Source organism: Noviherbaspirillum denitrificans (assembly GCF_002211445.1).
Taxonomy (GTDB): Bacteria; Pseudomonadota; Gammaproteobacteria; order Burkholderiales; family Burkholderiaceae_D; genus Noviherbaspirillum; species Noviherbaspirillum denitrificans.
In genome coordinates, this window is record NZ_LSTO01000001.1 from 3,086,024 (window position 1) to 3,106,324 (window position 20,301).

General features: G+C 60.9%; 16 protein-coding genes. 6 read left to right on the top strand and 10 right to left on the bottom strand.

Annotated features, from left to right (window positions below; genetic code table 11):
* Window positions 1-919: hypothetical protein (locus tag AYR66_RS14970; protein ID WP_206047185.1), on the top strand; the 919-nt coding region annotated here is incomplete at its 5' end.
* Between the two features lie 10 nt (window positions 920-929).
* Here AYR66_RS14970 and AYR66_RS14975 read toward each other — a convergent pair.
* Complete coding sequence (locus AYR66_RS14975; protein WP_088708152.1) at window positions 930-2,627, bottom strand: O-linked N-acetylglucosamine transferase, SPINDLY family protein; 1,698 nt, start codon at window positions 2,625-2,627, stop codon at window positions 930-932.
* A gap of 260 nt (window positions 2,628-2,887) precedes the next feature.
* Here AYR66_RS14975 and AYR66_RS14980 point away from each other — a divergent pair, with 260 nt between their 5' ends.
* The 5 genes from AYR66_RS14980 to AYR66_RS15000 all read left to right on the top strand — a co-directional run bounded on the left by AYR66_RS14980 (window position 2,888) and on the right by AYR66_RS15000 (window position 10,239).
* Window positions 2,888-4,954: a flagellin N-terminal helical domain-containing protein gene (locus tag AYR66_RS14980; protein ID WP_088708153.1), complete on the top strand. Its 2,067-nt coding sequence runs from the start codon at window positions 2,888-2,890 to the stop codon at window positions 4,952-4,954.
* Between the two features lie 70 nt (window positions 4,955-5,024).
* On the top strand, window positions 5,025-5,396 hold the full coding sequence (locus AYR66_RS14985; RefSeq protein ID WP_088708154.1) for a flagellar protein FlaG: 372 nt from the start codon (window positions 5,025-5,027) through the stop codon (window positions 5,394-5,396).
* A gap of 105 nt (window positions 5,397-5,501) precedes the next feature.
* Window positions 5,502-8,189, top strand: a complete 2,688-nt coding sequence (gene fliD, locus AYR66_RS14990) for a flagellar filament capping protein FliD (RefSeq protein WP_088708155.1) — start codon at window positions 5,502-5,504, stop codon at window positions 8,187-8,189.
* A 5-nt stretch (window positions 8,190-8,194) separates the two neighbouring features.
* Window positions 8,195-8,518, top strand: coding sequence for a flagellar protein FliT (locus AYR66_RS14995; protein ID WP_088708156.1), 324 nt, complete (start codon window positions 8,195-8,197; stop codon window positions 8,516-8,518).
* Between the two features lie 5 nt (window positions 8,519-8,523).
* A complete protein-coding gene (locus AYR66_RS15000; protein WP_088708157.1) occupies window positions 8,524-10,239 on the top strand; it encodes a glycosyltransferase family protein in 1,716 nt (571 codons plus the stop codon).
* Here AYR66_RS15000 and AYR66_RS15005 read toward each other — a convergent pair.
* Genes AYR66_RS15005 through AYR66_RS15045 form a run of 9 tightly spaced genes read right to left on the bottom strand, consistent with a single transcriptional unit; the run spans window position 10,234 to window position 20,271 of the window.
* A complete protein-coding gene (locus AYR66_RS15005) occupies window positions 10,234-11,046 on the bottom strand; it encodes a cephalosporin hydroxylase family protein (protein WP_088708158.1) in 813 nt (270 codons plus the stop codon). The two genes, AYR66_RS15000 and AYR66_RS15005, sit on opposite strands and share 6 nt — an antisense overlap.
* Before the next feature lie 2 nt (window positions 11,047-11,048).
* Window positions 11,049-12,110, bottom strand: coding sequence for a class I SAM-dependent methyltransferase (locus AYR66_RS15010; RefSeq protein WP_088708159.1), 1,062 nt, complete (start codon window positions 12,108-12,110; stop codon window positions 11,049-11,051).
* Window positions 12,103-12,951 carry an NAD-dependent epimerase/dehydratase family protein gene (locus AYR66_RS15015; protein WP_088708160.1) on the bottom strand — a complete coding sequence of 283 codons (849 nt, stop codon included), beginning with the start codon at window positions 12,949-12,951 and terminating at the stop codon, window positions 12,103-12,105. The genes AYR66_RS15010 and AYR66_RS15015 overlap by 8 nt, the downstream gene beginning before the upstream one ends.
* Entirely contained in the window at window positions 12,948-14,174 is a 1,227-nt protein-coding gene (locus AYR66_RS15020) for a class I SAM-dependent methyltransferase (RefSeq protein WP_088708161.1), read from the bottom strand. Before AYR66_RS15020 ends, AYR66_RS15015 begins: the two co-directional genes overlap by 4 nt.
* Entirely contained in the window at window positions 14,171-14,731 is a 561-nt protein-coding gene (gene rfbC / locus AYR66_RS15025; protein WP_088708162.1) for a dTDP-4-dehydrorhamnose 3,5-epimerase, read from the bottom strand. The genes AYR66_RS15020 and rfbC overlap by 4 nt, the downstream gene beginning before the upstream one ends.
* The gene (rfbG, locus tag AYR66_RS15030) at window positions 14,728-15,789 is read right to left on the bottom strand and encodes a CDP-glucose 4,6-dehydratase (RefSeq protein ID WP_088708163.1); all 1,062 of its coding nucleotides are present in this window, start codon (window positions 15,787-15,789) and stop codon (window positions 14,728-14,730) included. Before rfbG ends, rfbC begins: the two co-directional genes overlap by 4 nt.
* Window positions 15,789-16,559: a glucose-1-phosphate cytidylyltransferase gene (gene rfbF, locus AYR66_RS15035; protein WP_088708164.1), complete on the bottom strand. Its 771-nt coding sequence runs from the start codon at window positions 16,557-16,559 to the stop codon at window positions 15,789-15,791. The genes rfbG and rfbF overlap by 1 nt, the downstream gene beginning before the upstream one ends.
* Window positions 16,560-16,573: 14 nt before the next feature.
* The gene (locus tag AYR66_RS15040; protein WP_170942156.1) at window positions 16,574-19,570 is read right to left on the bottom strand and encodes a tetratricopeptide repeat protein; all 2,997 of its coding nucleotides are present in this window, start codon (window positions 19,568-19,570) and stop codon (window positions 16,574-16,576) included.
* The gene (locus AYR66_RS15045; RefSeq protein ID WP_088708166.1) at window positions 19,567-20,271 is read right to left on the bottom strand and encodes a PIG-L deacetylase family protein; all 705 of its coding nucleotides are present in this window, start codon (window positions 20,269-20,271) and stop codon (window positions 19,567-19,569) included. Before AYR66_RS15045 ends, AYR66_RS15040 begins: the two co-directional genes overlap by 4 nt.
* Between the last annotated feature and the right edge of the window lie 30 nt (window positions 20,272-20,301).

The window sequence follows — 20,301 nt, forward strand, 5'->3', positions numbered from 1 at the left end:
CAACGCGGCAGCCGCGGGGCAGCGCGTTCTCCTGGTACCGGTCGATGTATCGAAGACAGGCATGATCGCACCGACTCCTGCATGTGCGATGGCATTACGTAATCGCTACGTGGACGCCGTCGACGTAATGATCGATGCCTGCCAATTCCGCATCGCGTCGTCGACCTTGCGCGACTATCTTGCGCACGGTTTCATAGTCGCGCTCACCGGATCGAAATTCCTCACCGGCCCGACGTTCTCCGGCGCATTGATGATCCCGCAATCCGTCGCGCAACGCTTTCGCCGCCATCCGCTGCCGCGCGCATTGTCCGACTACGCCAGCCGCGCCGACTGGCCTTCGGACTGGGATGCCGCAGCAGTGCTCGACTGCGTACCCAACTATGGCTTGCTGCTGCGCTGGGAAGCGGCACTGCAGGAACTGAAAGCGTTTCGGGAAGTACCGGAAGAGCGGATCACGCAATTCCTGCACGCCTTTGCACACGCGGTCACGACTCGCCTGCAAAACGATCCGCTCTTCGCCCCCTTGCCCGTGCCTCCGCTTGATCGCGGCGCGATCGGCACCAGCAATGCATGGGATCGCATTCCAACGATTTTTCCATTCCTGCTGTTTCAGCCGGCGCCAGGCACAACGAGCCGGCGGCCGATGAACCGGGAGCAGACGTTGCGGATCTATCGCTTGCTACAGGCTGATATGTCGTCGCAAGCCGGCGGCAGCGAGACTGGGCTAGCCGCATTGCGCTGCCAGTTGGGACAACCTGTCACCTGCGGCGAACGCGACGGGATTGCAATCTCCGCATTGCGCATATGCGCCAGTTCCCGACTGATCGTCGAGGCCGCACAGGGAGATGGCGAGGCAGTGATACAGCGCGCGCTTTCCGTGCTGGACAAGGCCGCCTGGCTGGTGCGGATCGATAAGTAGATCGCCAGCGTCAACGACCGCTGGCGCTCCAGATCGCAAACATTTCCCGGTACGCGGCCTCGACCTTCCTTGCGAATGCCGGCTCGTCCATCAACGGGCTGGCGGCCATTTCAGCGCGCAATCCCGCGCGCAACGCGGCGAGTGCGGACAGGTCCGACGCCAGTGCGACCGCCTTCTCCACATATTCTTCTTCAGTCCGGGCAATCCATTCCGGACGCCCAACGCCTTCCAGTATCGAACTGCCCACCCGCCCGACGCTAGGCCGGCCAGCAAGGGTGACATAAGGCACGCCCATGTGAAGGCTTTCGAACAGTGTGGTGCCGGAGTTGTGAGGGAAGCAATCGAGGGTGATGTCCATTCCCCGCAGTACGTCCCAAGGAGGCGTTTGATAGCCGATGTCGAGCCGATCCCGACCGATACCATGCGCCGCAAACTTCCCGGCCAGTGCCGCCTGCATGGACGGCTCCCTGAAATTCTCGCTGTTGACGACGAGCCGTGCACCGGGAACGCGCCGGAGGATTTCCGACCATACGCGAATCGTGTGATGGTTGATCCGCAGCGCCCGCGTCAACGTACCGAAGGTCACGTAGCCGCGCGACGCTGCCGGCAAGGCGTTCGGAAGCCCGGAATCCTCCGCTGGACGGTAGATGTAGCCCGGGTTGTCCAGCCGCCAGGGCCGTTCGGAAAAGAAGCCATCGCTGCCCTGCGGCGCGCTGGCGAAGTCGGTCAGCAGGTAATCTACCGCTGTCAGCCCGGTTGTATACCCGTAGCCCAGCCACGTCAGCGAGACCGGCGCCGGCTTGAGGGCGAATACGCCGAGCCGGTTCTTCGCGGTATGTCCTGCGAGGTCCACCAGGATATCGATGCCGTCCGCGCGGATACGCTCGGCCAGCGCCGCATCGCTCATTCCCGCGGTCGGCACCCAGTGATCCATATAGCGCCGGTAGCGCCCGGTAACCGCGTCTTCGCTGGCAAGCTCCGCATAGGCTGTCACCTCGACAACCGTCTTGTCATGGTGCGCCAGTAACGGCTCCAGGAAATAACGTACCGCGTGACTACGGAAATCAGGCGACACATAGCCGACTTTCAGGCGGCGATTCGCGCCCCGATCGTTACCGTGCGGCCGCCATTGCGCCCGCAGGGGCAAGCCAAAACGGGCGTCGTACTCGCGATACGCGTCAAAAATCTCTTCGGCGCTCTTGTCAGCGTCGTAGTTCAGGGCAAACAACAGGTTGCCGTAGACATCCGCGTAATCCGGCTTGACCCCCAGCGCCTTGCGAAAGCAGGCTTCCGCCTCGCCGATGCGGCCTTGGTCCAGGACAGTGACGCCCAGGTCCCGATACACCGTGGCGTCGTCCCCGGCGATGGCAAGCACACGCCGGAAGCAGGCCTCGGCATCCGATTTGCGCCCCAATTCCCTGTATATATAAGCAAGATTCCAATGGGTTTCGGCATCACCCGGCGCCAGTTCCGCGGATTTTTGCACCGCTTCCGCCGCATCCGCAAGCCGGCCCTGGTGCACCGCAACGCCACCCAGCACCTTCCAGCCGAACCCGTGCAACGGAAAACGCGCCGTCAGCGACCGGGCGAGCGCCTCCACTTCGTCGAGGCGGCCCTGGCCATACAGTGCAACGATGGCATCGATTTCTTGTTGGCTTGGTTCCATTTTGTCCGGCTCGATGAGTTCTTTTCCCGCAGCACGGCGCATTAACGGCCAGTTTTCCGATTACTTTAGGCCCGTTCTTTTCTTTTTTCGATATTGCCGCCAAACACTAAAGATTTTCCGTTTCATTCCGAAGAAACAGGCATCCCGCTTGATTTAAAACGGGGTCAGAAAAAATAAATCAGCAAACGGCCTCAACTTTTTCCAGACCCGTCCGATAAAGCTAGCAACAACGGTTGTGTCCCATAGGAAACACGAGACAAACCGGGTACCGATTAAACGTAGCGTCCTAAAAGGAGATTCAAATGTCCTCGATGATCAACACAAACCTGGCGTCCCTGAACGCGCAGCGTAACCTGTCCTCGTCTTCCTCGTCGTTGACCACGGCATTGCAGCGTTTGTCCTCCGGTCTGCGCATCAACAGCGCAAAGGACGATGCAGCCGGTCTGGCGATTTCCCAGCGTATGACCGCCCAGGTTGGCGGCCTGAACCAAGCAGCACGTAACGCGAACGACGCGATCTCCCTGGCCCAGACGGCTGAAGGCGCGCTGTCCGGCATGAGCGACAACCTGCAGCGTCTGCGTACCCTGGCAGTCCAGGCAGCAAACTCCACCAACAGCGATTCCGACCGCGCAACGATCCAGGCTGAAGTTTCCGCGCTGGTCTCCGAAATCGGCCGCGTTGCTGAAACCACCGAATTCAACGGCATCAAGCTGCTCAACGGCTCGTTCGCCAACCAGGCATTCCAGGTCGGCGCCAACTCCAACCAGACGATTTCCGTCTCGATGGACAGCGCACAAACCACCAAGCTGGGCAGCACCCAGGTGGCATCGCTGACCGCAGCCAATAACGGTACCGCACTCGGCACCGGCGACCTGGTCATCAACGGCGTGGCAGTCGGTTCCTCCTCGTCCGCCAGCGATACGGCTTCCAACGCGGCCAAGAGCTCCAGCGCGATCGCCAAGGCAGCTGCAATCAATGCGGTTTCCTCGCAAACCGGCGTCAGCGCATCGGTCAATGAAAACGTGGTCGGCGGTACCAGCATGACTGCTGCCGCACTGGCCGGCACGCTCACCATCAACGGCGTCGCGACGGGCACCATCACCACGAACGCGGCCGACAGCACCGCGACCATCCGTGCAAACGTGATCAACGCGATCAACCTGATTTCCGGCCAGACCGGTGTGAAGGCTAGCGACGGTGGCAGCACCGAGGCCGGCATCACCCTGACTGCCGCTGACGGCCGCAATATCTCCGTCTCGTCGGCAGCGCTGACCGCCGCGGGTACCGGCGTGACATTTACTTCCGCCTCCACCAACCTGGGCTTCGGCACCTTCAGCCTGACCTCGAGCAAGGCCATCGTCATCACCGGCACCTCTACCGGCCTGGCCAATGCAGGCGTGAAGGCTGGCACCTTCGCGACGCAAACGGCAACCACCTCCACGGTTTCCTCGACCGCTACCGCTACGGCGTTTGCAACGGGTGACTTCCGACTCAACGGCATCATCGTCGGCGCCAGCCTTGCTGCCAGCGACACCTCTTCGTCGTCGGGCAACGCTGCCAGCTCCATCGCCAAGGTTGCGGCTATCAATGCGGTGTCGTCCCAGACCGGCGTGACCGCTACCGTCGATGCCAACACCTCCGATGGTTCGGCGATGACTGCGGCTTCTGTTACCGGCACCTTCCTGATCAACGGTATCGCCACCGGCAGCATCACGACCAACGCTTCCGACAACACCGCATCCCGCGCCGCAGTAATCGCAGGTATCAACGCGATCTCGGGCCAGACCGGCGTGCAGGCAGTGGACGGTGGTTCCTCGGCATCCGGCGTCCTCCTGGTTGCCGCTGACGGCCGCAACATCTCTGTCTCCTCGGCTGCCCTTACCGCGGCTGCATCCGGTGTCACGTTCACCTCCGGTAACGGCGCCGGCGGCAAGTACGGCACCTTTACCCTGAGCTCCGCCAAGACCTTCACGGTGTCGGCAGGCACCACCGGCGCAACGATGTCGACCATCGGCATGTCGGCTGTCGGTACCTACGGCGCAGGCAAGAGCGGCCAGTCCCTGGCAACCATCGACGTGTCGACGGCAGCAGGTGCGAACAACGCGATCATCGCAATCGACAACGCGATCTCGACGCTCAACACCAGCCGTGCGAACCTCGGTGCGATCCAGAACCGGTTCACGTCGACGATCTCCACGCTGCAATCGACGTCGGAAAACCTGACCGCCGCACGCAGCCGGATCACCGACGCAGACTTCGCGGCTGAAACCGCGAACCTGACCCGCGGCCAGATCCTGCAGCAAGCTGGTACGGCAATGCTGGCCCAGGCAAACGGTCTGCCGAACGGCGTGCTGGCCCTGCTCCGCTAATCAGGACGCTAACGCAGCAACAAACCCGGCCGGATTCCCGGCCGGGTTTTTTCCATAAAGGAGCATAGGAATGCGGATCTCAACAGTCAGCGTCGAAGGCTACAGCCCGCCCGCAAACGTCGCGGCCAATCCCGCCCCCGCCGCTCCTGTCACTTCGCGCCCATCCGCCCCTGTCGAACTCCCGTCGAAGGCCGTCGCCGCCACCAGCGAGCTGATAAAAAAAGAACAGCTCCAGGACGCAGCGAACAAGCTCAACAAGGTCGTCCAGACAATGACCAACGGTGTGGAATTCACCGTGGATAGCGAAACGGGTATTCACGTTGTCAAAGTGATCGATACCCGGACCGATGAAGTGATCCGTCAGTTTCCGTCGGAAGAATTGGTGGACCTTGCCAAGTCCCTGGACAGGCTGCAAGGCCTGGTCATCCGCCAGAAGGCATAGCTTTACAATTTATTACGTTCACTTGAAGGCGTTTTTCCCCCTGTCGCTGGAACGTAATTGCAGGTTGATGTATCGTGCAGTATTGAAGCATTGAAGGAGTAAGCCATGGCCTTATCATCACCCGGTATCGGATCAAATCTGGATGTCAACGGACTTGTTTCCAAGCTGATGAACGTTGAGAGCCAGCCGCTCACTGCCCTGCAAAAGAAAGAGGCCAGCTTCCAGGCCAAGCTCTCCGCCTACGGCACCCTCAAGGGAGCGCTGTCGTCATTCCAGTCGGCGGTAAGCGCCCTGAATTCCGTCTCGAAATTCCAGTCCATGACGGCTTCGGCTTCGGACTCCTCCATTTTTTCGGCATCCGCGACCAGCTCGGCGACTCCGGGCAGTTATCCCATTACGGTAAGCGCCCTCGCCCAGGCGCAAACGATTTCTTCCGCTGCACAGGCCAGCTCGACTGGCGCGATCGGCAGCGGCACTGCAACCACACTGACATTCCAGTTCGGCACCATCAGCGGCGGGACGCTGACCAACGGGGCCTACTCGGGCGCAAGCTTTACGCAGGATGCAACGCAAACCACCGGCACGGTAGTCATCGACAGCAGCAATAACTCGCTGCAAGGTATCCGCGACGCGATCAATGCCGCGAAATTGGGCGTGACCGCATCGATCGTCAGCGATGGCAATGCGACCACGCCCTATCGCCTGGTGCTGACGTCGACGAGCACCGGCCTGTCGAAGAGCATGAAGATCACATCCAGCGGTGAGGATGCATCCATCACCAGCCTGCTGGGCTACGATCCGGCCGGCACGCAGAACCTGACCCAGAACACGGCAGCCCAGAACGCCTCGTTGACCGTCAATGGCCTGGCGATCACCAGCGCATCGAATTCCGTCACCGGCGCGATCAGCGGCGCAACGATCAACCTGTCCAAGGTCGGCAGTGCCAACCTGAACATTGCGAACGATACATCGTCGATCGTCTCGGCGGTGCAGGCACTGGTTACGGCATACAACACCACGAACACGCAGCTGAACTCGCTGACGCGCGTCGACCCGAATACGAAGCAGGCCGGCATCCTGGTTGGCGACTCCGCAACCCAAATGATCCAGGCGCGCATGCGCAGCACCCTGTCGACCGCGCTTTCCGGACTGGGCAGCAATACCCTGACGAATATTTCGCAGATCGGCGTCACCTTCCTGAAAAACGGCACCTTGTCGCTCGACACGGCCAAGCTGCAGTCGGCCCTGGCCGCCAATCCCGGCGAGTTCGCCCAGCTGTTCGCGGCATTCGGCAAGTCGACCGACAGCCTGGTTAGCTACGTGAGCGCCAGCGGCAACGCCAAGCCGGGCAGCTATCCGGTCTCCGTGACCAGCCTGGCCACGCAAGGCAAGGTGACAGGATCGACGGCCGTTACCACGCCGATGACGATCACCGCCGGCGTGAACGACCAGTTGACCCTGTCCATCGACGGCACCAGTTCGACGGTCACGCTCGCCGCCGGCACCTATAACACGGCGTCTGCACTGGCGGCACAACTCCAGGCTGCAATCAACGGCAACACCACTTTTTCCAGCGCATCCGCCAAGGTCAGCGTTGCCGAGTCAGCTGGCGTATTGACCCTGACATCGGATCGTTACGGCTCATCGTCCAGCGTCAGCGTCAGCGGCGGCACCGCGATTACCGGGCTGTTCGGCGCGGCGCCAACCGCTACGCCCGGCAAGGATGTGGCCGGCACCATCAATGGCGTCGCGGCGACGGGCGCCGGGCAGTTCCTTACCGCGGCGAGCGGTGTGCAGGGCACATCGCTTGGATCGGACAAGGGCACGCAGGAGCGCCGCTCCGGATCCGCCGCTGCGGGACTGACCATTACCGGCGGATCGAACGACACGCTGACGCTGTCGATTGATGGCGCCCCAGCAGTCACCGCCACACTGACCGCGAACACCTATACGGCTGACACCCTGGTAACAGAGGTCCAGACCCAGATCAATGCCGCACTGACTGCTGCCGGCCAATCCGGCCGGGTCACGGTGACACACAATGGCGGCGTCCTGAGCATCACCTCGGACAAGTTCGGCACCGCATCGAGTGTCGGCGCCGTGTCGGGCAATGGCGCTACTGACCTGCTTGGTGCGACGCAGAGCAATTCCCGGGTCGCCACCATTACGGCTGGCGTAAACGATCAGTTGACGATGACCGTGGACGGCGTTTCCGCTACGGTGACGCTGACCGCCGGCACCTATACCTCTGCCCTGCTTGCCGCCCACATTCAAACCGCCACCAACACCACGCAGGCTTTTTCCGTCGCAGGAAAATCGATCAGCGTGACGCAGGCAGGCGATGTATTCAAGCTGACCTCAAACAGCAGCGGCAACACGTCCAGTGTCTCTGTGACGGGCGGCAATGCCCGCACCAACCTGCTCGGTGCGACGCAAACCGAAACGATCGGAAATGCAACCAGCAACGATGCAGGCGACATCAAGGTGCAAATCATTGGCGGCACCACCGGCGCGCGCGGCTCGATCAATTTCTCGCAGGGCTATGCGTACAACCTGAATACCCTGATCAACAGCATGATGTCGAGCAGCGGCCCGTTTGCCAGTACCACCGACGGCATCAACAGGAACATCGCCGACCTGCAAAGGCGCGCTGCCGTGCTGAACACCCAATTGACAGCGACTGAAAAGCGTTATCGTGCGCAATTCACCGCCCTGGATACCCTGATTGGCAAGTTGAGCACGACCAGCAGCTTCCTGAGCCAGCAATTGGCCAACCTGCCCAAGTCGAGTTAGTTGGTATGACCAGCCTTGAACTGCTGAAGCGCTACGAAGCGATGCTGCAATTGTCCCGGCAAATGCTGGATGCCGCCAAAAACGCCGAATGGGAAAAGCTGGTCGAGCTCGAGCAGGTGCGAAGTGCCGTTGAAGAAGAGCTGAAGCGAAACGACACCATCCGCTGGCAGCCTGCGGAGGCTGCAAAAAAAGCCGCGTTGATCCAGTCCATCCTCGACGGCGATGCCGAGATCAAGGGCCTGACAGAATCCTGGATGAAAGAACTGCAAGGCGACATCGGCAGCATCGGCACCGAGATGAAATTGAAGAAGGCATACGGGGCTCTTTAGAAAGCATGCCTGTCGACAACTCCGTATTCGCACGCAATCAACGCGCGCTCGATCTCTTCGATCCCCGCACTGCAGCCTGCATTGCACGTATTTCCTCCCTGCCCGCAACTGGCGTTCGTCCGACGGTACGGCAAAGCGCCTGGTCTCCACCGGAACTGAAACCCGAGGACACCGTGATCCTGCAGGGGATCGGTGACGGCGCTGAAATCCTGCGGTTGCTGGCGCAGCCTTTCTCGCGCATCCTCGTCGTGGAATGCGACAGGGCGGCGTGCATTTCAGTCCTGCACCACAATGACTTCTCGACCGCACTGGCTGAGGGCCGCTTGCGCCTGTTCCTGGTGCCGGCGGACTCGCCTGTTACGCGCGAGATCTCGCTGAGGGAATGCACCTCCGAACTGGTCGCATGCCTGCACGGCCGCAACGGCACGCTGCACTTCGTTGCCACTGCCACCACGCCCGCGCGCAGTGAATTCTTTGATGCCCTACGCAGAGGCGTGCAGGAAGCTGCACGTACCATCGGAGAACTGACCAGGGCACGTGCCAGCACCGCCGCCTACGATGTCACTGTGATCAGCCCGTGCTGCGCGATCTTCGACGACCTGGCGCGTTGCTTCCACAACCTGGGATTGAGGATCCAGTTACTGCGCGTGCCGGACAACCAGGGCACATGGACCAGCGAGCAGCTTCGGAACGTTCGATCCACCCTGGCAAGCGCGCCCAGCCGCCTCGTCGTCACGCGTAATCGCGCGCTGTTCGAAACGGAGGAACCGACTGGCTATCCGCAGCCGGAAGCGCTGGTTCCCGGCCACGTGGCAATGTGGTGGTGGGACGTGCCCAATCTCGCCACCTACATCGACCTCCGCCATCCCCGCGGCAACACCCGCGCCTTCGGCTTTGCACGGGACATCCTGCCCTTGCTTCCCCAGGGCGCCGAGTGGCTGCCTCCCGGCGCGCGCATGGCATTTGTCGAAGCCGGGACGCAGCCGGAAATCGCGCAGGACATCGACGTATCCTTTGTCGGCCAAAGCCGGCTGCAGAACCTGCACGCCAATCTCCGCCACCTTGGCAAGGTCTTGCACGACCTTGGCGGCAATGCGCCTGCCCTGGCCAGGGACATCGAGCAATCCCGCGGGTATGTGTGGCTGCATGACTACCTGAAGCAGCACCACCGGGACATACAGGACGCAATCGCGCCGATCGCGGCCGCCTATCCTGCGCACGCCTATTACCTGCACTATCTGCTGGAGATGGCCGTGAGCGGCTCCTTCAGGATTGCCGCCATTGAAAAGGTGTCCGGCGAAGGCGTCGACGTTGCGATCTACGGCGACGATGACTGGCTCAAGGTTGCCGGCGTCAACGCGCGCAATTTCAAGGGCCTGATCGCCCCCGAAGACCTTCCCACGCTCTACCGGCGATCGCGGATCAACCTGAACCTGAACTTCATGCAGGTTTCGTCGACCGTCAATCCCAAGGTCCTGGATATCGCCGCCACCGGCAGCGTTGTGCTGACCGATCATCGCCCGGAACTCGAACTGCTTTACAGCGACCCCGCTGCCCGCCCGTTCGCCTTCCATGGATTGCATGAATTGTCCGGAAAGATCGACGCCCTCCGGCAAGCGGACCTGACGCACCACCGCAAAGCCGTGCTCATGCAAACCTGCCAGAACCATACCTTGCAGCAGCGGGCGCTTTGGCTCGCCCAACGTTTCGGCTTGCTATAAGCGCCGCAAGTAGCCGTCGGGGGCGACCGTCAGCAGCAGCTTGTTTTCGATTGTCTTGTCGATTTCAAGATCGAGCGATGCCCCGTCAGCGGCGACACGTCCCTCTTCCGTCAAGCGGCGCAAATATTCCCGGACGGCCGTCTTCGGATTGTCGCCGACGCCCCATGGACGATCAGGATATGAATCCTCCGGCAAATCCTCGATCACGGTATCAAAGACGCAGCAATAACTTCCCTTGCTGACCAGTGGCGCATAGGCTTCCAGTTCAGCCAGCACGTGCTCATGCGTGTGGTTGGAGTCAAGGCAAACCATGATGCGCTGGTAGCCCCTGGCGATTTCCCGCACCTTGCCGATGACTTCCGGCGCGACTGACGATCCCTGGATCATATCGATGCGATGCGCCATCGGATGCGCCTCAATGGCCGCACGATTATGCGCGCGAATATCGATGTCGAGCCCCAGCACGCGACGGCGCGGGTTGCGTGGATCAAGTATGGAGCCTGCCTCGACCGCATCGCAATAGTCGAGCATGGCGAGCATGGATGCGCTCAGGATCAGCGATCCGCCATGGGCGATGCCGGTTTCCACGATCAGGTCCGGCCTGACCCGCCAGATCAGCTCCTGCATCGCCACCATGTCCTGCGGATACTGGATGATGGGCCGCGACAGCCATTCAAAGTTGTAGGAATACCCGGCGCGGATCGTCTCGTTAAGAAAGGCAACCGTGGATTGCTGCAAGGAGGCATTGCCTGCATTGCTGTCGATGCGCGCTTGCCTTTCCTGGCGAAATGCTTCTATCAGATTCATGATCAGGCCACCGATATCACGTTGACGTTAAATTCATTGAGCGACGCTTTGATTTCGTCGAGATACACCGGGTTCATGACGAAGACATCGGCATCGTTGAACCGCCCGGCGATCTCGTCCGGCGACAGGATCGGCAATCCGGTACCGCCCGCGAATCGCCCCTGCTTGGCGGGATTGATATCCACCATGGCATCGACGTCGACGCCCTGCCTGGCAAGAAGGTTGGCAAAGGTGATGCCTTTTGCGCCCGCTCCCCAGATATAGGACTTTCCTCCGCCAGCCCGCCTGCGACGCAACAGGGATGCGAAATAGGCATCCATGCATATCTCCGCAAACCGCTTGCCCTGGTATGCAACCGGCTTGCGGAAACTGGACAGGTCGGCAACCAGGTACAGGTATTGGCCTCCGAAGAAATGGCCGGACGCGATTACCGATCCGAATGCGCCGGCCAGTACATCGCGCGTGAAGTAATTGACGTGTTCGTAGAACACATCGTAAAACGCCTGGTTGCTCACGATCCAGTCAAAGCACGGCACTTCGATATAGATCTTCGTCCCGGCCTTGCATTGCGCAGCGATCTGTTCAAGGAAGGCCCAGGGGGACGGAATGTGCTCCAGCACATGGCGCAGCACTACATAGTCTGGTGCAACGCTCAGCGCGTCCTTGCCGAAGTACTGCCGGACCACCCGCGGATTATTGCCTTCATACGCGGGATCGAAACCAATAACACTGGCGCCGGCCTTGTCCAGCATGTCGAAGAAATAGCCTTTGCCGCAACCGATTTCAACGCCCGACGCCTGCAGGCCGAAATGACGAAGGATAATTTCGAGCACCTCGTCCAGGTGTTGCTTGAACGCGGGCGAACATGCCTGCTCGTTCTGGTAATCCGCATCATAGTCAAGCAGGCCGGGATTGAATTTCCGGTTGAACACCAGCCCCGACAGCCGACACTGCACCAACTCCACATCACCGCAAACCGCAGCTTGTGCGGCCGCGCGCGTCGGATACACCTTGTTCTGGAAAACCGGCAGTCCGGGCTGCGAAAAGATGATCTCGTCATACATGCCCGCAAAACCTCCTGTACTTTTCCGTCCCGCCCCAGAACGCCATGGGTTCGTCATCGGCGTAAGGATAGTGGCCGAGATTCAGGGACAGGGTGGCGCCGCGTTGCGCAAGGTGCCGCTCCACCAGGTTGCGCACCGAAACAGGTTCACCGCTGCACACATTGACCACACCCGCGCACGCCGGGTGATCGGCCAGCGCAACCAGTCGCCGCGCCACCTCCTGCACCGGCAGGTAATCGCGCAATTGCTCGCCGCCCGACATGTTGAATTCCGGCTCGCCGCTGTCGATCGCGCGATCGAGTTGCGCGAGCAGGCTGTTTGGATTCTGGCCCGGGCCATACATGTAGAACAGGCGTGCCCATTGCAAGGTGAATGGGTATTGACCTTGAAAGTCCTGCAAAACCGTTCGCAGGCTGTCTTTGGCCTGCGCATACGCATTGGCCGGATACGTCGGCATCTCTTCTGTGAGACAGCCGCTTTGAAGACCGTATTCGGCGCACGTCCCCGCCACGAGAAGCCGGCCTGTTACCTTCTTGATGAGTGAAGTCAGGAAACGGCAATCGCCCGGCAGATTTTCTTCAACATGAAACGCCGCCTTGTAGTTCGGCAGGCCGGGCCATGCAAGGTGAACGACAATGTCCTGTGCACCGAACAGTTCCAGAGCGCGATCGTCCATCCGATGGATGTCGCATGAAACGAACCTGACGCTGTCGAACCAAGCAAATCCGCGCGCCCGTTCCACGTCACGTCCAACCACCGCCACCTCATGGCCCCGTTCGAGCAACACAGGTACGAGATGCCGGCCGATGAAGCCGGTGGCGCCCGTCACCAGAACTTTCATTCGATCTCTCGCAATTCAGGCACCGCGACGACAAACTTCCCGCCCCACTCCTTCACGAAACTTTGCTGGGCGATCAGCTCGGGGGCGATATTCCACGGCAGGATCAGCACTACGTCGGGACGCCTTTCGCGCAAGGCCGCCGGCGGCAGGACTGGAATGCGTGAACCGGGCAGGAATTTCCCCTGCTTGGACGGCGCGGCGTCGCATACATAGGAGACAAGGTCGCCTCGAATGCCGGCAAAATTGATCAAGGTATTTCCCTTGGCCGCAGCACCATAGGCAGCGACGGACTTGCCGGCACGTTTCTGCTCGATCAGGTAAGCCAGCAGCTTGTCCTTGACGCGCTCGGCACGCGACTGGAATTCCAGGTAAGTGCCGCGCTCACGCAATCCACGCCGCTTTTCTTCCTCGACCAAGACGGCGACTACGGGCAATGTTGGACGCGCGTCGTCCACATGACAGCCATAGATGCGCAAGCTGCCGCCATGCGTCGGCAATTCCTCGACATCCCATACGCGCAAACCGGCCTGCTCAAAAATTCGGCAAACTGTGTAGAGCGAGAGATAGGAAAAATGCTCGTGGTAGACGGTATCGAACTGCGTCTGTTCGATCAGGCGCATCAGGTGCGGGAATTCCAGCGTGATGGTGCCGCCCGGCTTCAATATCGCTTTCAATCCCGCTGTAAAGTCGTTGATGTCCGGTACGTGGGCATAGACGTTGTTGCCGACAACCAGGTCGGCCTGGCGGCCTGCGGCGGCCAGTTTCCGTGCCAGCGCAGTGCCGAAAAATTCGCGCAGCATCGGTATGCCGAGCTTCTCTGCCGCTGTGGCGGTTCCGTCCGTCGGTTCAATGCCTAGGCAGGGAATGCCGGCAGCGACAAAATTCTTCAGCAGGTAACCGTCGTTGGCGGCGATTTCGATGACCAGGCTTTGCGCATCCAGAACCAGGCGCTTGCCGATGTCTTCCGCATAGCGCGCTGCATGCGCGAGCCAGCTGCTGGAGGTGGAGGAAAAGTAGGCGTAATCGGCGCTGAACAATGCATCGGCCCGGACATAATCCTCCGTCTGCACCAGCCAGCAATTTTCACAGGCCAGCAAGCGCAGGGGATACCACGACTCCGGAGCGTGCAATTGCGCTTCGCTCAAATAGGCATTGGATGGCGGAGCCGCGCCCAGGTCCAGGAAAGGAAGCGTCAACTCTGACTGGCAATGACGACACTTCATACGCGTACCCCATCGAACTTCCCGTCGACCCGCGATTGCGCGGCATCCTTTTCCGACAGTTCGCACACGGGCAGGGGCCAGTCGATTGCGAGTCTTTCATCCAGCGCATGCAGGCCGCGCTCGGCGTCCGGTGCATACGCGGCGGAATGGCAATAGAGCAGCTCGACATCATCGCTCAGCGCCTGGAAGCCGTGCGCAAATCCTTCAGGGATCAGCAAGGAACAATGATTGTCCGCCGACAGCCGTTCCGCATGCCATTGCAGGAAGGTGGGCGAGCCGGCGCGCAGGTCGAGCGCCACATCCCAGATTTCACCGCGCAGGCAGGTCACCAGTTTCATCTCCGCATGCGGAGGCAATTGGTAATGCATGCCCCTGACCGTGCCCTGCCGCAGGGTGCACGTATGATTGATCTGCACGATCGGCTTGTCCCAGCCTGCCGCCAGAAGCGCGTCCGCGCAAAACAGGCGTGACAGGAATCCGCGTGAATCGGAAAACTGCTGGCGCTGGATCAACCTGAGACCGGCCAGCGGTGTTTCGGTGACGAGGAAGCGGCTCATGCCGGCGCCTCGTAATCGCGGATATCCGCCTCGCAGAGCGCCTTTGCATCGGCGCCCTCTGACAGGCTGCGATACCAGCGCATCGTGCGTCCTACGGCTTCCTGCAGCGTCCAGCGCGGCAACAGATTCAGTTGCTGCCGGGCCTTGGCGGTTTCGAGCGCAAGACAGCCGGCCTCATGCGGGCCGTCGGTGTTATCGCCCCAGATGACGTCCCCGTGCCCCAACGTCGCCCTCGCCATGTCGACGACGGTCCGGACCGTGGCGGTGTCATTGCTCGCGGGCCCGAAATTCCATGCGCCGGAAAACGATGCGTCAGCCCACAAATGTTCCGCCAGTACGAGATAACCCGCGAGCGGCTCCAGCACGTGCTGCCATGGACGTGTGGCATTCGGTGAACGAATCGACAGTGACGCACCGGCATCCCATGCGCGTGCGGCATCCGGGATCAGGCGATCAGCGGACCAGTCGCCACCGCCGATCACATTCCCGGCCCTGGCCGTGGCCAGCGCCACGCCCTGCTGAGCCAGGTATGCATCGCGGTAACAGCGCGCCACCATTTCGGAAGCCGCCTTGCTGGCGCTGTACGGATCATGCCCGCCGAGCGTATCGTCCTCCCGGTACGGATACGGCCATTCACGATTGAGGTAAACCTTGTCGGTGGTCACCACCAAGGCGACTTTCACGCAATCAAGACCGCGCAATGCATCGAGCACATGCGCCGTACCCATCACGTTGGTGGAAAACGTATCCAGCGGCTGGCGATAGCCGGCGCGCACCAACGGCTGCGCTGCCAGGTGGAGCACGATATCGGGTTGAAATTCACGAATCAGCGTGCCGACGGCCGGATCGCGAATATCGCAGAAATGACTGTCCACCTCGTCGGCGACGCCGGCCAGTTTGAACAACGCCGGTGATGTGTCGGGTGGCAACGCGATGCCGCGCACCTCGGCACCCAGGCGCTTCAGCCAAAGCGCCAGCCAGCTGCCCTTGAAACCGGTATGCCCCGTCAGCACCACCCGCTTGCTGTGCCAGAATGCCGGTGACGGAAGCGCGGTCATTACCACACCTTCCACGGCGCCTTGCCGGATTGCCAAAGTGTCTCCAGCATGTTTTTTTCGCGCAAGGTGTCCATCGGCTGCCAGAAGCCCCTGTGCTCGAAAGCGTTCAGTTCGCCCTCGTTCGCGAGTCGCTCCAGGGGACGCAACTCCCATGCGGTATCGTCGCCGTCAATGTAGTCCAGCACCCTGGGCGACAGAACGAAAAAGCCGCCATTGATCAAGCCGCCGTCGCCGGGCGGCTTCTCGGCAAACCTGGTCACCCTTCCCTCTTCGACCTGTATCGCACCATAGCGTCCCGGCGGCTGCACCGCTGTCACCGTCGCCAGTTTGCCATGCGATCGATGGGAGGCGATCAAGGCTGACACATCCACATCCGCCACGCCGTCGCCGTAGGTAAAGCAGAATGCCTCCTCGTCGCGCACATAGTCCGCGATGCGCTTGAGCCGCCCTCCGGTCTGCGTGTCGGCACCGGTATCGACCAGCGTGACCCGCCAGGGCTCGGCGTGCTCCTCGTGGATCTCCATGCGATTGTGCTTCATGTCGAATGTCACATCCGACATGTGCAGGAAGTAATTGGCGAAGTACTCCTTGATGACGTAACCCTTGTAGCCGCAACAGATCACGAAGTCATTCACCCCGTGCGCCGAATAGATCTTGAGGATATGCCAGAGGATGGGCATGCCGCCGATCTCGATCATGGGCTTGGGGCGAAGATGGGACTCCTCGGAGATTCTCGTGCCAAACCCGCCGGCCAGGATGACTGCTTTCATCGCTTCCTCGTTCCTTATGCGATTCCAAACCGCCTTTTGATCAGCTCCATGCGCCTGTCGATTTCACCGCCGCCGAAGCCGAGCGCCTGGACCTCCTTCAGCACCGGAAGCGCCTCCTCGCCGGTAAAGAAGCTCGACAATGCGCGCAGGTTTTCGCGCTGGGCCAGGATCATCGCGACGCTCCAGTCGGACTCGCGTCCAGCCGGCGATGCCGAGGCAAAGTGCGCCGACAGAGCCAGGCAGGGCTCGTCGAGCGAACGCACCATGCCCGAATTGAGCAGCGAGCAGATCTGGTTCAGCAAACTCACCGCCGCTTCCCGCCGGCCAAGGTCGGTCAGGGTTCGGACCAGGCTCAACAGCCTGGGCATGTTCGCGTGTTCCTGTATCAAGGTCGTCAATATGCTGCAGGAAGCCTGGAGGCTGGCATACCGTTCAGCGGCAGGACGCGCTTCCATCCTGGCCCTTGCAAACAGGTTCAAGGCCATCCAGTACACTTCCCAGCCGGGCGCTTTTGGCTGGGACGACAGCCAGCCATCCAGCATGGGGGCGGCATAGGGAAGCGATCCCAGGTATTCCTGCCAGTACGTCAGTTCGATGCCGGGGAAATCATTCAACGCCTGAACCTGTCCAACCAGGATGCCCTGCTGCGCCAGCAATGCCGCCCGATCGTGCTTGCACGCAAAGATGTTCAACGCGTACACATCCAGTTCCTCGAATGCGGCAATTGGAACCAGCATGCCCAGCCCCGGCACCAGGCGGTAGAGGCCATAGCCACGCGCATTGAGCCATCCGCCGAGCGCACGGGCGGAGTCCCTGCCGGACTTGAGGCCCAGCATCAGCAAGGGCGAATTGATCGAGAAAAGTTGCGACCCGCTCGCCAACAGATCCACGCTGCAAATGTCAGCCGCGATGCGCATGAACCCAATATTGTCGAGGCCGTGCTTGTCCATTTCAGCATCAAGTGACAAGCCCTGGTCCGCAATCGCGATATTGATGCTCTTTTCCAGCGCATTGCGCGTGCGGGATTTCATCAGCAGGTTGGCATTTTCCGCACCATGCGTGAGCGCCAGCACCTGGCCGTTGCCGATGCGCCTCGCGAGCGGAATCGCGTATGCGCCGACACCCGCCCCCACATCCACCACCTGCATGCCCGACGTCGCCACGCCCAGCACGAATGCATATTCGGCATCGAACCATCCGCCCTGCTCTTTCAGCACATAGGTAGGAAGATCGTCCAGCGAGCCGTTGACCGCGACGTCAACCTCGTGCGGAAGACGGACATACTCGACCTGTGTCGCGGTTCCCCGCACCTTCTCGCTCAGGGCTTCGGCGACCAGTGCGAGCGGCGTATCCCAGTCGCCCAGGGTCAATTGGCCGAACAGCCTCATCTTCGGATGCCACGGCGACCTGCCCGTGCCCAATGCATCCATTGGCTTGCCGAACGGATCCAGGCGATAGGTCTCGACGCCGGCAGCGCCAGCCATTTCGCTCACCGCCGTACCAGCGGAGATCACCAGGTCAAGGGAGCAGATCAGCGCGGTCGTTTCGTCGAGCTCGTTCTTCATGTCCAGCTCGCGGAATGAGGTGATGGTCACCCCAAATTTTTCCTCGGCTGCGCGCAGTTCGTCCGAGCACTCGTCATATTGCAGGTTAACGAAATGCACACCAGGAAGCTTGAATATTTGCCCCCATTGGGTCAGCTCAGAATAGTTCTTGTGCCGCTCGCCGACCACCAGTCCGCTTCGCCAGCAAATGCCGACCTTGACGCCGGGCCCCAACAGTGCCAGTCGGGAACGCCAGTATTCGATGCGCTGCGTGTCCGCATACAGGTACTGCGGCGTATCGGGAAAGCTTTCCAGGGTCGGACGCAGGAAGCGCGGCATGCTGCCCATCGCGACCTGCACGTCGATCTTCGGCACATTGACGATCCATCCAATCTGCAAGCGGTCGCCGCCGACGACAGTGGCGGTGGGAAAAGACCGCGAAAACAGCGAGGCCAGGCGCGGCGTGCATTCGATGACAACATGCCCCGCCCTGGCAATCAGGTCGGGAATACAGGAGGCAAACCAGATTTCGTCGCCCAAACCCTGTTCTGCATAGACGAGGATGGTCTTGCCTTCGAGCGAAGACCCGTCCCATCGGGGAAAAGGAAAGCGTTCCGATACCTGTCCGCCCGGGCCGAGCCGCAACTCATGCGCTTCCCAGCCACGATCGAGCACACCTTGGCGCAGGTAGAGATACGAAGTATTCCACGCCGCGGTCGTATCCTCCGGACATAAGCGTGTAGCAATCTCGTATTCGGCAAGCGCCTCGTCGAAGCGTCCCAGTTCCTCCAAGGTTGTGCCACGATTGGTGTGCAGGTAGTGCGACTGCGGGGCAATTTTCAATCCACGTTCGAAACACGCAAGCGCCTGCTCAGTGCGCCCCCAACGCTTGTAGATACTGCCAAGGTCGCTATATGCTTCCGCCAGATCGGGCCTCAGTTCGAGCCCGCGGGTGATGTGTCGTGCTGCCTCCTCAAACTTGTCCTTGGCATACAGTACAAGGCCCAGGTTGTAGTGGACATTGGCCATGTCGGGGTTCAGTGCCAATGCCCGCCGCAGGGGCGCTTCCGCCTCGTCGGGCTTTCCGTCGAATTCCAGCACGCTTCCCAGGTTGGACAGCGCATCCACGTAGTTGGGTTCAAGCTCCACTGCACGCCGGAAACACTTAGTGGACTCCGCCAGCTTTCTTTGTGCTTTCAATACGAGGCCCATGCTGTTGAGCGCCTGGACATGGTCGGGCGCGATCTTCAGTGCCCGCTCCAGGAACTTAGCCGCCTCGTCGATCTTGCCAAGCTGCGCGCATGCCGTTCCCAGCAGGTACAGCGTTTCCATGTCGTTCGGCGTCTCGCGCAATGCCTTGCGATAGAGTTCCTCGGCCTCTTTCACCTTGCCCGCGTTGTGCGCGATAAACGCCTTGTGAAACAGCGCGTCGGCCTTGGCCACCTTGTTTTTGTCCACGTAACTCATGCTTTTCCCAAATGAACGATACGCCTGCCGAGCATGAATGCTTCGGCGGCTTCCACACCTGCGCTGGCGCCGCGCCACCTGGCCAGGCTCTCCAGCGCCCTGATCGAGCGCGCATGCGGCCATGGGCACATTTCAGTGTCATAGCACGCCAATGCCTTCAACTTGAGATCGAGCGTGTCCGAAATATCGACGAACCAGTCCGGCGCGAAGAACGGCGCTGAAGATGGCGGCATCCATTCCGTGCTGGATGCCACTTCAAAAAACAGCAGGCTGTTGACCGGATGCCCCGGCTTGGGGCGGCAGGCCGTCAACACGCTTTCATGCACAATCCTGTGGTCGATATTGAGATCGCCGGCGTGATGCGTATAGACCACCTCAGGGACCACGCGCGCGATCTCCGCTTCAACGAGCTTGATGACGTCCAGCCGGTCCAGCGAATCCATGCGGTTGTCGGGCAGGCTGTGCAAGGTCACCGAGGCTGCACCCAGCAGCGCATTGGCCTTGCGCGCCACATCCGCCAGCTGTTCCAGGTCGGTCTTCTGCGCAGCGGCATCGCGCTGCAGACTGCGGCTGGTCAGGCCTTCCGCCATGATGACCACATGGACCTCATGCCCGGCACGTGCGTGCGCGGCGATCGTGCCGCCGCATCCCAGGATTTCATCGTCCGGATGGGCCGCCACTACGAGAATTTTTTTTGTCATTTCAGTTCGAACGCCTTGTCTGAAGGCGCA

Excerpts from the sequence above, each read along its gene's own strand:
- AYR66_RS14985 (WP_088708154.1), top strand. The coding sequence starts at position 5,025 with ATGCGGATCTCAACAGTCAGCGTCGAAGGCTACAGCCCGCCCGCAAAC.
- AYR66_RS14975 (WP_088708152.1), bottom strand. The coding sequence starts at position 2,627 with ATGCGCCGTGCTGCGGGAAAAGAACTCATCGAGCCGGACAAAATGGAA.
- rfbF (WP_088708164.1), bottom strand. The coding sequence starts at position 16,559 with ATGAAAGCAGTCATCCTGGCCGGCGGGTTTGGCACGAGAATCTCCGAG.
- AYR66_RS15045 (WP_088708166.1), bottom strand. The coding sequence starts at position 20,271 with ATGACAAAAAAAATTCTCGTAGTGGCGGCCCATCCGGACGATGAAATC.
- AYR66_RS15000 (WP_088708157.1), top strand. The coding sequence starts at position 8,524 with ATGCCTGTCGACAACTCCGTATTCGCACGCAATCAACGCGCGCTCGAT.
- AYR66_RS15020 (WP_088708161.1), bottom strand. The coding sequence starts at position 14,174 with ATGAAGTGTCGTCATTGCCAGTCAGAGTTGACGCTTCCTTTCCTGGAC.
- AYR66_RS15015 (WP_088708160.1), bottom strand. The coding sequence starts at position 12,951 with ATGAAAGTTCTGGTGACGGGCGCCACCGGCTTCATCGGCCGGCATCTC.
- AYR66_RS15005 (WP_088708158.1), bottom strand. The coding sequence starts at position 11,046 with ATGAATCTGATAGAAGCATTTCGCCAGGAAAGGCAAGCGCGCATCGAC.
- rfbC (WP_088708162.1), bottom strand. The coding sequence starts at position 14,731 with ATGAGCCGCTTCCTCGTCACCGAAACACCGCTGGCCGGTCTCAGGTTG.
- fliD (WP_088708155.1), top strand. The coding sequence starts at position 5,502 with ATGGCCTTATCATCACCCGGTATCGGATCAAATCTGGATGTCAACGGA.
- AYR66_RS15010 (WP_088708159.1), bottom strand. The coding sequence starts at position 12,110 with ATGTATGACGAGATCATCTTTTCGCAGCCCGGACTGCCGGTTTTCCAG.
- rfbG (WP_088708163.1), bottom strand. The coding sequence starts at position 15,789 with ATGACCGCGCTTCCGTCACCGGCATTCTGGCACAGCAAGCGGGTGGTG.
- AYR66_RS14980 (WP_088708153.1), top strand. The coding sequence starts at position 2,888 with ATGTCCTCGATGATCAACACAAACCTGGCGTCCCTGAACGCGCAGCGT.
- AYR66_RS15040 (WP_170942156.1), bottom strand. The coding sequence starts at position 19,570 with ATGAGTTACGTGGACAAAAACAAGGTGGCCAAGGCCGACGCGCTGTTT.
- AYR66_RS14995 (WP_088708156.1), top strand. The coding sequence starts at position 8,195 with ATGACCAGCCTTGAACTGCTGAAGCGCTACGAAGCGATGCTGCAATTG.